This window comes from Pseudomonas sp. IT-P253 (assembly GCF_949768125.1).
In the GTDB taxonomy this organism is placed as follows: Bacteria; Pseudomonadota; Gammaproteobacteria; order Pseudomonadales; family Pseudomonadaceae; genus Aquipseudomonas.
Window position 1 is genome coordinate 1 of record NZ_CATKPT010000047.1, and the last position, 12,831, is coordinate 12,831.

10 protein-coding genes and 3 pseudogenes are annotated in these 12,831 nt (G+C 58.5%); 10 read left to right on the plus strand and 3 right to left on the minus strand.

Going from position 1 to position 12,831, the window contains the following annotated elements:
• Positions 1–117: 117 nt before the first annotated feature.
• From ligA to ACM6IR_RS22190, 5 genes are all read left to right on the plus strand, one after another.
• A complete protein-coding gene (gene ligA / locus ACM6IR_RS22170) occupies positions 118–2,475 on the plus strand; it encodes an NAD-dependent DNA ligase LigA (protein ID WP_414909675.1) in 2,358 nt (785 codons plus the stop codon).
• Positions 2,476–2,649: 174 nt separating this feature from the next.
• Entirely contained in the window at positions 2,650–3,813 is a 1,164-nt protein-coding gene (locus ACM6IR_RS22175) for a putative zinc-binding metallopeptidase (RefSeq protein ID WP_414909676.1), read from the plus strand.
• 139 nt (positions 3,814–3,952) lie between these two features.
• Positions 3,953–4,258: a PepSY domain-containing protein gene (locus ACM6IR_RS22180; RefSeq protein ID WP_414909677.1), complete on the plus strand. Its 306-nt coding sequence runs from the start codon at positions 3,953–3,955 to the stop codon at positions 4,256–4,258.
• 3 nt (positions 4,259–4,261) lie between these two features.
• Positions 4,262–4,930, plus strand: coding sequence for a response regulator transcription factor (locus ACM6IR_RS22185; RefSeq protein WP_414909678.1), 669 nt, complete (start codon positions 4,262–4,264; stop codon positions 4,928–4,930).
• Positions 4,927–6,240: a sensor histidine kinase gene (locus ACM6IR_RS22190; RefSeq protein WP_414909679.1), complete on the plus strand. Its 1,314-nt coding sequence runs from the start codon at positions 4,927–4,929 to the stop codon at positions 6,238–6,240. Before ACM6IR_RS22185 ends, ACM6IR_RS22190 begins: the two co-directional genes overlap by 4 nt.
• A 17-nt stretch (positions 6,241–6,257) precedes the next feature.
• On the opposite strand, the gene dusA is transcribed toward ACM6IR_RS22190, so the two are convergent.
• Positions 6,258–7,253: a tRNA dihydrouridine(20/20a) synthase DusA gene (gene dusA / locus ACM6IR_RS22195; protein WP_414909680.1), complete on the minus strand. Its 996-nt coding sequence runs from the start codon at positions 7,251–7,253 to the stop codon at positions 6,258–6,260.
• Between the two features lie 218 nt (positions 7,254–7,471).
• Positions 7,472–7,831, minus strand: a complete 360-nt coding sequence (locus tag ACM6IR_RS22200) for a DUF6124 family protein (protein WP_414909681.1) — start codon at positions 7,829–7,831, stop codon at positions 7,472–7,474.
• Positions 7,832–8,442: 611 nt separating this feature from the next.
• Between ACM6IR_RS22200 and ACM6IR_RS22205 the strand changes: the two genes are divergently transcribed.
• Positions 8,443–9,159 (plus strand): tyrosinase family protein, encoded by a 717-nt coding sequence (locus tag ACM6IR_RS22205; protein ID WP_414909682.1) that lies wholly within the window; start codon positions 8,443–8,445, stop codon positions 9,157–9,159.
• Between the two features lie 145 nt (positions 9,160–9,304).
• Here the strand turns inward: ACM6IR_RS22205 and arsA are convergent, their stop codons facing one another.
• On the minus strand, positions 9,305–11,065 hold the full coding sequence (gene arsA, locus ACM6IR_RS22210; protein ID WP_414909683.1) for an arsenical pump-driving ATPase: 1,761 nt from the start codon (positions 11,063–11,065) through the stop codon (positions 9,305–9,307).
• Between the two features lie 286 nt (positions 11,066–11,351).
• Between arsA and ACM6IR_RS22215 the strand changes: the two are divergent.
• The 4 genes and pseudogenes from ACM6IR_RS22215 to ACM6IR_RS22230 all read left to right on the plus strand — a co-directional run.
• Positions 11,352–11,504: pseudogene (locus tag ACM6IR_RS22215) on the plus strand (DUF6124 family protein); the annotation flags it as partial.
• Between the two features lie 408 nt (positions 11,505–11,912).
• Entirely contained in the window at positions 11,913–12,131 is a 219-nt protein-coding gene (locus tag ACM6IR_RS22220) for a hypothetical protein (protein ID WP_414909684.1), read from the plus strand.
• Between the two features lie 233 nt (positions 12,132–12,364).
• A pseudogene (locus ACM6IR_RS22225) lies at positions 12,365–12,439 on the plus strand (amino acid ABC transporter permease); the annotation flags it as partial.
• Between the two features lie 185 nt (positions 12,440–12,624).
• Positions 12,625–12,831, plus strand: a pseudogene (locus ACM6IR_RS22230) (urocanate hydratase); the annotation flags it as partial.

A 12,831-nucleotide genomic window follows, 5' to 3' on the forward strand; every position in this document is an offset into this window, starting at 1 on the left:
GCTGTCGGAGCCCGGCTGGCCGGCGATGGCGTATTTGAAATCGCCTTCGCCGGCAAGCCTGGCTCCTACACAGATTGAGCAGCCTCGGCTGCTCTTTTGCTTTATGAGAGAACACCCATGACCGCCGCCAAAAACCGCATTCTAGAGCTGCGCGCTGAGCTGGATCAGCACAACTATCGTTATCACGTATTGGACGAGCCGAGCATTCCGGACGCCGAGTACGACCGGTTGTTCCACGAGCTCAAGGCCCTTGAAGCGGCCCATCCCGACTTGATCACCAGCGACTCGCCGACCCAGCGAGTCGGCAGCGCGGCACTGTCGGCGTTCACGCAGGTGCGTCATGAAGTGCCGATGCTCAGCCTCGGCAACGCCTTCGAAGAAACCGACATGCGCGAGTTTGATCGTCGGGTGACCGAAGGTCTCGACTTACCGGCCGGCGACTTGTTCGGTGGCGGCGCGGCGGTGGAATACAGTTGCGAACCGAAGCTCGATGGCCTGGCGGTCAGCCTGCTTTATCAAGACGGTGTGTTGGTGCGTGGCGCGACACGCGGCGACGGCACCACTGGCGAAGACATCAGCGTCAACGTGCGCACCGTGCGCAACATTCCGCTCAAACTGCAAGGCAGCGGCTGGCCGGCGATCCTGGAAGTACGCGGTGAAGTGTTCATGTCCAAGGCCGGTTTCGAACGGCTCAATGCCACGCAACTGGAAGTCGGCGGCAAGACCTTTGCCAACCCGCGCAACGCGGCGGCAGGTAGCTTGCGGCAGTTGGACTCGAAGATTACCGCCAACCGTCCGCTGGAATTCTGCTGCTACGGTATCGGCCAGATTTCGGCGGATATCGCTGACACGCACATTGGCAACTTGCAGCAACTCAAAACCTGGGGCCTGCCCATCAGCCATGAGCTGAAGCGGGCGCAGGGCATCGATGAATGCCTGGATTACTACCGCGACATCGGTGAGCGCCGTAATGCGCTGCCGTATGAAATCGATGGCGTGGTGTTCAAGGTCAACAGCATCGCCTCGCAGCGTGAGCTGGGTTTCCGCGCTCGCGAACCGCGTTGGGCGATCGCCCACAAATTCCCGGCCATGGAAGAACTCACCGAATTGCTCGACGTGGAATTCCAGGTCGGTCGCACCGGTGCCGTCACCCCCGTGGCGCGCTTGAAACCGGTCAAGGTCGCTGGTGTCACCGTGGCCAACGCGACGTTACACAACATGGATGAAGTGGCGCGCCTGGGCCTGATGATCGGCGACACGGTGATCATCCGTCGTGCTGGCGACGTGATTCCGCAAGTGGTGCAAGTGGTCCTCGAGCGCCGTCCGGATAACGCACGGCCGGTGCAGATCCCCGAGCAATGCCCGGTGTGCGGCTCTCATGTCGAGCGCACGCAACTGGTCAAGCGCAGCAAAGGGCGCGAGACCGTCAGTGAAGGCGCGGTGTACCGCTGCGTCGGTCGGCTGGCCTGCGGTGCGCAACTCAAGCAGGCGATCATTCACTTTGTCTCCCGTCGCGCCATGGACATCGAAGGCCTGGGCGAGAAGAGCGTCGAGCAATTGGTGGACGAAGGTCTGGTCAATTCGCCGGCCGATCTGTACGCCCTGACGTTCGAGCAAATCGTCGATCTCGAAGGCTTTGCCGAGCTGTCGAGCAAGAACCTGCTGGGCGCTATCGAAGACAGCAAAAAACCGAGCCTGGCACGCTTCATCTACGCCCTCGGGATTCCCGATGTCGGCGAAGAGACGGCCAAGGTGCTGGCGCGTTCTCTCGGCTCGCTGGAGCGGGTTCAGCAGGCGTTGCCGCAAGTCCTCACGTACTTGCCGGATGTCGGCCTGGAAGTGGCTCACGAGATTCACAGCTTCTTTGAAGATGCGCATAACCGGCAGGTGATTGCCGATCTGCTCAAGCACGGCCTGCAGATTCAGGATCAGGGCGAGTTGGGTGCCGAGTTTGCGGCGAGCACCACGTTGGGCGGTTTCCTCGACAAGTTGCACATTCCTTCGGTTGGACCGGGCGGGGCGCAGAAACTGGCGGACAGGTTTGGATCGCTCGAAGGCGTGTTTGGCGCTGACTGGCTGGACATGCGTCAGGCGCTGCCGGAGAAACAGGCAAATTCGGTTCGCGAGTTTTTCGCAGTGGCTGAAAATCGCCAGATTGCCGAAGCCGCCGAGAAGCAGTTGCGTGATTTCGGCATGCATTGGCAGAGCGAGAAAAAAGTCGTCGAAGGCTTGCCATTGGCGGGTCAGACTTGGGTGTTGACCGGCTCGCTGGAGTTGATGAGTCGAGACGTCGCCAAGGACAAGCTCGAGAGCCTGGGCGCCAAGGTGGCGGGTTCGGTATCGGCCAAGACTCATTACGTGGTGGCGGGGCCGGGTGCTGGCTCCAAGTTGGCCAAGGCCAATGAGCTGGGGTTGAAGGTGTTGGATGAAGAGGCGTTTGTCGGGTTTTTGAGTCAGCACGGTATTTCGGTGTGATGCCATTCGCGAGCAGGCTCACTCACACATTTAACCGAGTTCTTCCTGTAAGAATGCGATCAAATGTGGGAGTGAGCCTGCTCGCGAAAGCGCCATTAGCCGTTGCGCAAAAAAGCGCGAACGATCGATACCGATTGATGATCTAGTCTTGGCAAGCCTCAGGGAGAGATCGCCATGCACCGCTTCTTCGAACAGCTCAGCTCCCGCATCGCCGCGCCTTTCATCGGCGAAAGCTCGCGCAACAGCAAGGTCTGGCAGTGCCGCTGCGGGCAGTCGCTGTTTTTTCGCAACAGCCAGTGCCTGGCCTGTTCGGCGGCGCTGGGTTATCAGCCGGAGCAGAGTCGCCTGTCCTCACTGCAGCCTGGCCCTCAAGCCAATACCTGGTTGCTCGATGCCGATCCCGAGGCGGGCGTGTTCCGCCGCTGTGCCAACCTCGATACCCCCGCCGCGTGCAATTGGTTACTGCCTGCCAACGGCTGCGATGCGTTATGCATCGCGTGCAGCCTGAACCACACCATTCCTGATCTATCCATTCCCGAAAACCATGAACGCTGGCGCCAGGTCGAAATTGCCAAGCGGCGCCTGGTCGCGCAGCTAGTCAGCCTCGGCTTGCAGGTGATCCCGAAAACCGTGGATGAAGAGAGCGGCCTGGCCTTCGATTTCATCGGCGTCGACCTCGAAGGCAATCTGCCGACTACCGGGCACGCCAACGGCCTGATCACCCTCGACATCAAGGAAGCCGACGATGCCCACCGAGAGCAGGTCCGGGTGCAGATGCACGAACCGTATCGCACGTTGCTTGGGCACTTTCGACATGAAGTCGGGCATTACTACTGGGACCGATTGATCGCCAACAGCCAGTGGCTGGAGCACTTTCGCGGCGTGTTCGGTGACGAGCGCGCCAGTTATGCCGACGCTCTGGAACGACATTATCAGCAAGGCACGCCCCTCGACTGGCAACCGCATTACGTCAGCGCCTACGCCACCATGCATCCCTGGGAGGACTGGGCCGAAACGTGGGCTCACTACCTGCACATGATGGACGCGGTGGACACCGCGCTGGGTTTTGGCATGAGCGCCCGGGAAATGGATTTTGACTATCAGCCATTCCCGCCCAGCACCCTCTACGATCCACACCATCCCGGTGGCACGGCGTTCCTGTCGTTCGTCAATGCGTGGATCGAACTGGCCGGCATGCTCAATGAGCTGTCGCGCAGCATGGGGCAGCCGGACTTCTATCCGTTTGTCCTGTCACCTGCGGTGATCGCCAAATTGCACTTCATTCACTTGGTGATACAGCAGGAAGGCGGCCGGGCAGACGAGGTGCTGGCGCCATAAAAAATCAGCCCGTGATCGCACACTGCGTTGCTCCATGATGGCAATTCAGTTTCAGTTAAGTTCCTACCGCTATGGTGCCCCGTAGGCAACACATGCTCGCTGTCTGCGGGCAGGTTCAAAAGGACCATCAGGATACGTAATGAAGGTGTTTTCTTATTCTTGCCTGACCCTGGCGCTGCTGGCTTTATGCTCGGCGGTCATGGCTCGCGAGCTGAATCAGGACGAAGCCCTGCTCCTGCGTCAGCAGGGCGTGATCCTGCCGCTGGAGCAGCTGTTGCAACAGGCGCTGGGCCGCTACCCCGGTTCCAAACTGCTGGAAGCCGATCTCGAAGAAATACACGACGTCTACTTGTATGAAGTCGAGCTGTTGACCGCCGGAGGCGTGGTCCGCGAACTGCACATCGAAGCCGCCACTGGCCGATTATTGAAAGACAAGGAAGATTGATCGATGCGATTGCTGCTGGTGGAAGACCACGTACCCCTGGCCGACGAATTGATGGCCGGGCTCAACCGTCAGGGTTATGCCGTGGACTGGCTGGCCGACGGTCGCGACGCGGTGTATCAGGGCTGCAGCGAACCCTATGACCTGATCATCCTCGACCTCGGCCTGCCGGGTTTGCCGGGGCTTGAGGTGTTGACCCAATGGCGCGCGGGCGGGTTGTCGACGCCGGTGCTGATCCTCACCGCGCGCGGTTCCTGGGCCGAACGGATCGAAGGCCTCAAGGCTGGCGCGGACGATTACCTGACCAAACCGTTCCACCCCGAAGAGTTGCATTTGCGGGTTCAGGCATTGTTGCGCCGGTCCCACGGCCAGGCCAATCAGCCGACCCTCAAGGCGGCCGGGTTGCACCTGGATGAGGGCCGTCAATGCGTGACTCGTGACGGCGCCGATATCCAGCTCACCGCCGCTGAATTCCGTCTGTTGCGTTACTTCATGCTGCACCCCGAACAGATCCTCTCCAAAACGCATCTCGCCGAACACCTCTACGACGGTGAAACCGAACGCGATTCCAATGTGCTGGAAGTGCACGTCAATCACCTGCGACGCAAACTCGGTCGGAGCGTGATCGAAACCCGTCGCGGTCAGGGTTACCTGTTCGGCGGGCAAGCCCAGTGAGGTCGATCCAGCGCCGCTTGAGCCTGGGGCTGATCAGCGTGATGGTGATTGTCGGCCTGGTGCTGGCGCAAACCAGTCTGTGGCTGTTCGAAATGGGCTTGCAGCGTTACCTCGAAGCCGGGCTGCGCGACGACAGCGAAAACCTGCTGGTGGCACTGGTGCGTGGCCCGCAAGGCGTGCAACTGGATGAGCGGCACCTGTCGCCGGCCTATCAGCGACCGTTTTCCGGGCATTACTTTCGTATCGACTTTGCCGACAGCCAGTGGCGTTCCCGTTCGCTGTGGGATCGGGAACTGCCGCTGATGGACCATCCCGGTCTGCACAGCAACCTGCAACTGGGACCGGAAGGGCAGCAGTTGCTGGTGTTGCGTTCGGACTATCGCCGCTTGGGCCAGTCGATTTCCATCAGCGTGGCCCAGGATTACACCCCGGTGCGCGAGAGCTTCCGGCGCATGCAACAGATCGGTCTTGGCCTGGGCCTGGCGGGGCTGCTGCTGATTCTGCTGTTGCAGCGGATTACCGTTCGCCGTGCATTGCGTCCGCTGGAAAAGGCCCGCGAGCAGATCGCCCAATTACAGCAGGGCCAGCGCTCGCAACTTGATGAGGAGGTGCCCGTGGAGCTGGAACCGCTGGTGGCGCAGATCAATCATTTGCTGGCCCACACCGAAGACAGCCTCAAGCGTTCACGCAATGCCTTGGGCAACCTCGGCCATGCCTTGAAAACCCCGTTGGCGGTGTTGTTGAGCCTGGCGTCAAGCGAGCAGCTCGATGCGCATCCGCACCTGCGCCAAACCCTCAAGGAACAACTGGAACAGGTCCAGCATCGACTCAATCGCGAGCTCAATCGCGCCCGGTTATCCGGCGATGCGCTGCCGGGCGCGTTGTTTGATTGCGACGCTGAATTGCCCGGGTTGCTGGCCACGTTGAACATGATTCATGGCGAGCATCTGCACCTCAGTTACCTCGCACCCGCCGGACTGCAACTGCCGTGGGATCGCGAGGACTTACTGGAGCTGCTCGGCAACCTGTTGGACAACGCCTGCAAATGGGCGGACGCCGAGGTTCGATTGAACGTGACCGAAACCGCGGAAGGCTTTGAGTTAAGCGTGGCAGACGACGGGCCGGGGATACCCGAAGACCAACGCGATAAGGTGTTCAGCCGCGGAACACGGCTGGATGAACAGACTGAAGGGCATGGTTTGGGCCTCGCGATCGTGCGCGACATCGTCGACACGTGGAGCGGGGCATTGCTGTTGCAGGAGAGCGAGTGGGGCGGGTTGAACGTGACGATCAAGTTGCCGAAACGCTGATACAACAGCGGGGGCGCTTAACGCCCCTCAAGCAACTCGGCGGCCTGATCCAGCAACGCCAAAGGCTCTTTGGCCTTGTGAATATCCACCGACAACAACTGCCGAAACTTGCGCGCCCCCGGAAAACCGGTGCCCAGCCCCAGCACATGGCGGGTGATATGGTGCATCGAACCGCCCGTCTCAAGGTGCGCAGCAATATAGGGCCGCAACTGCGCCAGCGCTTCGGCCCGGCTGATCACCGGCGCTGTGCTGCCGAACAGCTGCTGATCCACCTCAGCCATCACATAAGGATTGTGATACGCCTCACGGCCCAACATCACACCGTCAAACGTCTGCAAATGCTCGTGGCAGGTTTCCAGCGTCTTGATCCCGCCGTTGAGAATAATCTCCAGCTCCGGAAAATCCGTCTTCAACCGCGCCGCCACGTCATAGCGCAATGGCGGAATGTCCCGATTCTCCTTCGGCGACAACCCCTCCAGAATCGCAATCCGCGCATGCACCGTAAAACTCGTGCACCCGGCATCCTGAACCGTGCCGACGAAATCACACAACTGCTCGTAACTGTCCCGCCCATTGATCCCGATCCGGTGTTTCACCGTCACCGGAATCGACACCGCATCACGCATCGCCTTCACACAATCGGCCACCAACTGCGGATGCCCCATCAGGCACGCGCCGATCATATTGTTCTGCACCCGATCACTCGGGCAGCCGACATTCAGATTCACCTCATCGTAACCGTGGTCCTGGGCCATGCGCGCGCAGGCGGCCAAGTCCAACGGCACACTGCCGCCCAGCTGCAACGCGAGCGGGTGCTCGGCTTCGTTGTGCCGCAGGAAACGCTCGTGATCGCCGTTGAGCAGCGCGCCAGTGGTGACCATTTCGGTGTAGAGGAGCGCGTGCTTGGAGAGCAGGCGCAGGAAGAAACGGCAGTGGCGGTCGGTCCAGTCCATCATCGGGGCGACGGAGAAACGGCGGGAGAGCGGGGCGGGTGTGGCGTTGAATACGGACATTGGGGGTCTGGAATCGGTGAGGCTGGGAGGTGGGGGAGTTTATCAGGATTGGCTTGGGACTGAGATAACCCCCACCGGATAAGCGACGGACAAGCGATGAGACGCGCTGGCGAGGGGGCTTGTCGGTACGCCGCACCGCCCTGTTGAACTGCGCAGCAGTCCCAGCGTTGCGGCCGCTTCGCAGCAGCCGACAAGCCCCTCGTCAGAACGAACCCGGCCTACTCAGGCGGATCAATCTGATCCAGCACCCGGTTAGCCGTGATCTCCGCCAGCATGATGCTGTTTGAAATGCCCAGCAGGGCGTTGCGCGACCCACCCTCTAGAAGATCCACCAGGTGATGGACCATTACATCGACCGAGGCCAGCGTCTCGACCAGATAAACCATCAGGGTTTCGGTCGTGACCTCTGGGTCCACAGTAAACAAGGTGCTGGGTGTACGCGGCTTCGCTTTGATATCGGCAGTGGAGGGAAAGTGAAAGTCGAGGGCGCGTTCGGCGGCGTCGTTGAGTTTGTTTGAATCGGGTTCGTACGGGGAGACCGGATCGGTGTCCGGTGGGTTGGGTGTGACTTTGAACATGAGCTGGCTTCCTGATTGGGTGCCAACCCTCCTGCTGCTAAACGAGAGGGAGGCAGCTGTACGCAGGTTAGCAGACCGGGGAAGCTAGCAAAGCCGGCGCGCCCGAAGGCGCCCTGCGCACAACTACCATCAAGTGCAGGCGTGAGAATGCCTGACTGACAAGAGCTTGTGCAGCTTGCTTATAACCCCGGGCTGCTAAACCCGATCACTGATGGGCAGTGACACGAATCAAGTTACCGAGCGGGCCCAAGACGCACAAGCCGGCGGATTCTGGCGTAACCGTAGGCAACGGCGCAAGGTTTTGTAGCTTTCAGGAAGTAAGCTTGAGGGCGCTTAAACACGCGCCCTGTGGCGATGTTTAATGAATGGACACGCACTGCGTTTTCGATGCTAAAACTTCGAAGGGCAGTAAAGTGGACGGATTTATTTTTGTACTTCACCGCATGGGAAAAATACAACCGTCCCCTTATTTTTTCTTTAATACTCCCCCTTCGATCAGAGGCGACCTGTGGGTGGAGGAGTGCTGGGTGACTAGCTACGCTCATCTGCACCGGACTGATCAAGCAGATTGACCATTCCATCCACGGTGTGCCCTCTTCAAGGAGAATGACATGGGTGTTCGAAAGAATCAGAAGAACCTGACCGCAAAGGAATGGAAAGCTTTGATTGCTGCCATCAATGCCATGCATGGAGCCGGGGCATCGGCTCCTGCCTATCGCCGATTCGTATTACTCCACGCCGAGGCCATGAGCATGGCCCATATGGATTGGAATGTTCACTCGATGCAAATGAATAATGGATGGACGCCAGGAACGAACTTTCTCACCTGGCACAGACGGTTTTTGAAGCTTTTTGAGGAGCGCATTCAGGCCATCGACCCAACAGTCTCAATACCCTATTGGGATTCCATTACCGATCGTAGTATACCGGTCGCATTGACTGATCCCGGACTTCTCGCGAGTTGGTCGGTGACACGCCATTGGAGCGCTTCGAAGCTCGCGGCAGCCGCCGATTTGGCGGCTGTTAATGCTTATCAAGGCACTTTTAGCGGATTTCAAACACTGCTTCAGGGTGCGGTGCATGCCGATACACACAATGCTGTCGGGGGTGACATGAAGGGGCCCAGTTCACCCACCGACCCTCTGTTTTGGCTGCATCATTCATTTATCGACAAGACGTGGGCTGATTGGCAAGCGGGTCCAAACGGGAAGAACCCACCAACGCCTAGCCAGGTTCTGAAGCCCGCCGATATGGATGTTGGTATTCCATTCGGTGTGAAGATCTCTTCACTTTTAAGCATCAATACGCTTGGCTACTCCTACGTGTAGACGGCAGTGTTGAGTCTCAAATTCCAATCGAACAGGGGCGGATGACGCCGGGCGAGCGACCTAAAAAATCCCAAGCAATTTCGGGGCGGTGTTTTACCGTGCTATCCGTCCCCGTCAATAGGCTCGTTGAGCCGACGCTGGCGCCTCAATCCAACAGGCGCTTCAGCGCAGCGACGCCAACAGGCGGCTCCGCCGTCCAGGGCACCACGATGACAGCATGGTTGGTTTTGTCGGCTACCCGCGCCATTTGTTTTCGCTCACTATCCAGGCGTGCTCGAAGCAGCAGGTCATCGGTGTCTGTGGCCAGTAGAGACTTATTGACCACCCATGCAAAGGGTTCGATTTTGGCCCTGCGCAAGTCATCCTGCAGTGCTGCCGCCTGAGACACCGGTGTGGCTTCGGGCAGCGTCACCAGGATGATTTTGGTGTAGTCCGCATCTTGCAGGCGCATCAAAGGCGTGACGATGTGGTCTGAGGCGCTGCCTTTGAATTCCCGAATCATCTGGCGGTGATAGGCGCCTGTGGCATCCATCAGTAGCAGCGAGTGACCCGTGGGGGCGGTGTCCAGCACCACGAACGAGGTTCTGGCTTGAGAAACCACGCGGGAGAACGCATGGAAGACCGCGACCTCTTCGGTGCAGGGGGAGCGCAGATCCTCAATGAGCAAGGCTTTTTCATCTTCCGTCAGCGTCGGGGCGCGGGAAGCTACGATCTTGTCCACGTATTTTTGAGTCTCGACCTTAGGGTCGATGCGGCCTACGCTGAGTCCTTGCACATCGGCGTTGAGGGTCACAGCCAGATGCGCCGCAGGATCCGTCGTGCTCAGATGCACGGACTTGCCGTGCTGGACCAAGCCCAGTGCGATGGCGGCGGCAATAGTGGTTTTGCCGACACCCCCCTTGCCCATGACCATGATCAACCCGCGCTCGTCATTCGCAAGCTCGGCAACCAATTCCGAGAGCTTGTGATGTTCGAGGTGTGAGGGCTCGTGGGTTGCAGTGCTTGTTGTTCGAATGGGCTCCGCGGCAAGCAGCCCACGTAGCGCGGGTAAACCAACGGAATCCACAGCCTTGAGCGGAATGTAGTCGACTGCAAGCTGCCGCAGCGAAGCTGGCATCTCGTCGAGCGCCTGCTGGCCGATGGCTTCGATGGCTGCAGCGATCGGGTCATTCAAGTTGCTGCGTTTGAATACAGCGTTCACCACTAGACGTTGGTTTTTCAGACCCAATTCACGAAGCTCGTCAGAGGATCGCGCGGCCTCACCGAGCGCGCCTTTGTCCGGTCGAGCCACTAGCACGACGGTGGTCAGGGCTGGATTATTGAGTGCAGCCAAAGCCTGATTGAAAAGCTGCTCCTGCATTTTCAAGCCCGAGTGCGGCCCCAGACATGAGGCACCACGATCATTGCCTTCCAGAAATCCGCTCCACGCTTTGGGCAGGCTCAACAGCCTGAGCGTGTGTCCCGTGGGAGCGGTATCGAACACGACGTGGTCATAGTCCGCGCCGCCTTGAGACAGGAGGTGGGAGAACTCATCGAAGGTTGCGATTTCGGTCGTGCATGCGCCCGAGAGTTGCTCGCGCACGATAGCAATGTCTTGATCACTTGCTTGGGAGCCCATTTGCTCGACCACTCTGGCTCGGTAGTCGCTTGCTGCGGTTCCTGGGTCGATGTTGAGCACGAACATTCCAGGCACGTCCGGCACTGCTACAGGCTGATTGCTCAGCTCAACGCCGAGCATCTCATCAAGGTTCGAGGCGGCGTCTGTGCTAACCAGAAGCACTTTCTTGCCTGCATCGGCCAATGCGATTGACACCGCTGTGGAGACCGACGTTTTGCCAACCCCGCCCTTGCCAGTGAAGAACATATATTTGGTGGGCTGATTGACCAGCTTGATGGATGGCTGCATGGCACTCTAACCTCCCTGCGGAGCACAACTGAGGCTCAGAGTTTAGACCGATGTTCAGCACCTCCAACTTTATCTGTATGAATCAAGCGGAAAGTTTTAGCCATCGAGAGGCCGACTTTGGCCGCTATCTGCCTGATGTGAATGCAGTTCGCCGTAGTGAAAAGGTCAGTTGAGAGGGCTTGGTGGTATACGGGGGAATGAATGGTTTGTATAAACCTTTGTTTTAAAGGCTATTGTCGTTAATCGTTCCAATCCATCATCGAGGTGACGGGAGAGCGGGGCGGTTGTAGCGGTGATAAACGTCCTTACCACCGATCTGGCTTGTCAGCTCGAAGGTTCGCCGCGCAGCCTGGCATTGTCGATTCAGCAGTTGGCGGTAGTTGGGGCGCTGTTGGTGAATCGGGCGCTGGATAATGTCGACCCACCCAGCACTGTATGAAGGTCCGGTCGGCAACCGTGATTAAGTGGTGATAAAGAGAAGGACGCCTCTCAGGGTCAATGCCGATCAGTTAAGAAAACTCAGCAGCAACACATACCCTGTAGCAGCTGGCGAAGCCTGCGTCCGGCTGCGTAGCAGTCGAAAACCCTGAGTGCGCGGTGAATCTGACGCACCGCATTGTCTGACTTTACGACTGCTGTGCAGCCGGACGCAGGCTTCGCCAGCTGCTACGGATCGTGTTTTGGCTTAACTGATCGGCATTCGCCTCTCAGGGGCGTCCTTTTTTGAGACGCCACCGTGCCTGAACAAACGCTGTCACTGACCAAAGTTTCATAATGGGCGGCAGGACCATGGACTAGGATGAAAGTACAACGTCAGCCATTGCGCCCCCCATAAGGAATCTGAAAAGTGATCTCAAACGTACTCAAAGTCGCCCTAATCGCCGGTGCTTTGCTGTTGAGCGCCTGTTCGGGAGCGAGCACCCATGACTGCTATGCCGAAGACTGCCAGCCGTCTGAAGGCTTTACTCCGAGCCACAGCAACAACCCCGACAAAATGAGTTTCCATGGCAGTGCGCTTGGGAACAGCTTCAGCCAATACAGTTCAGGTTTGCTGCATGACGACTGATCTGCCACCAACCAGCTGAAAACATAACGGAAAAGGGCGTTCCTTCAGGAACGCCCTTTTTTGCTGTACGTGTCCGTTATTTAGCCTTCAGCAGAAAAGGGGACACCATTAGCCTTGCCTTGAGCCTGGCTAATGGGAGTCCCCTTTTTTCGATGCGTCAACATCCAACCCAGCGGCCATCCCTGCAAGTCCAGATGACCATCCAATCCTGATCCAGCAGTTGATGCAGGGAGGTCGCGTTCTCTCTGTTCGGTTTGTTCCGCCTGGCTGAACGCCGCTGGCTGTCTTTCCTCGGCCCGGCTCATTAATTCATGAGGCTTGCACCTGTGCAAACCGTTCAATAGCTACAAATGTTCACGCTGTAATCAGGGCTAATACAGAGCATAGGTGCCTAAAATTTCACTTGCATATGGTTGTATAGACATGATTGTATAGGTGCAGCTGTAACGGCAAACCATAAACAGGCTGAAAGGCCCTTTCAAGAGGACTTCTGGTGAGCAAGCCATCCCGTTTCCGTGATATCGAAATCCGCGCTGCCCGCGGTAACAAGCTGACCGCCAAGAGCTGGCTGACCGAAGCGCCGTTGCGCATGTTGATGAACAACCTCGACCCGGAAGTCGCCGAGAACCCTAAAGAACTGGTGGTTTACGGTGGCATCGGTCGTGCGGCGCGTAACTGGGAATGCTATGACAAGATCGTT

Excerpts from the sequence above, each read along its gene's own strand:
- ACM6IR_RS22180 (WP_414909677.1), top strand. The coding sequence starts at position 3,953 with ATGAAGGTGTTTTCTTATTCTTGCCTGACCCTGGCGCTGCTGGCTTTA.
- ligA (WP_414909675.1), top strand. The coding sequence starts at position 118 with ATGACCGCCGCCAAAAACCGCATTCTAGAGCTGCGCGCTGAGCTGGAT.
- ACM6IR_RS22200 (WP_414909681.1), bottom strand. The coding sequence starts at position 7,831 with ATGTTCAAAGTCACACCCAACCCACCGGACACCGATCCGGTCTCCCCG.
- ACM6IR_RS22205 (WP_414909682.1), top strand. The coding sequence starts at position 8,443 with ATGGGTGTTCGAAAGAATCAGAAGAACCTGACCGCAAAGGAATGGAAA.
- arsA (WP_414909683.1), bottom strand. The coding sequence starts at position 11,065 with ATGCAGCCATCCATCAAGCTGGTCAATCAGCCCACCAAATATATGTTC.
- ACM6IR_RS22185 (WP_414909678.1), top strand. The coding sequence starts at position 4,262 with ATGCGATTGCTGCTGGTGGAAGACCACGTACCCCTGGCCGACGAATTG.
- dusA (WP_414909680.1), bottom strand. The coding sequence starts at position 7,253 with ATGTCCGTATTCAACGCCACACCCGCCCCGCTCTCCCGCCGTTTCTCC.
- ACM6IR_RS22175 (WP_414909676.1), top strand. The coding sequence starts at position 2,650 with ATGCACCGCTTCTTCGAACAGCTCAGCTCCCGCATCGCCGCGCCTTTC.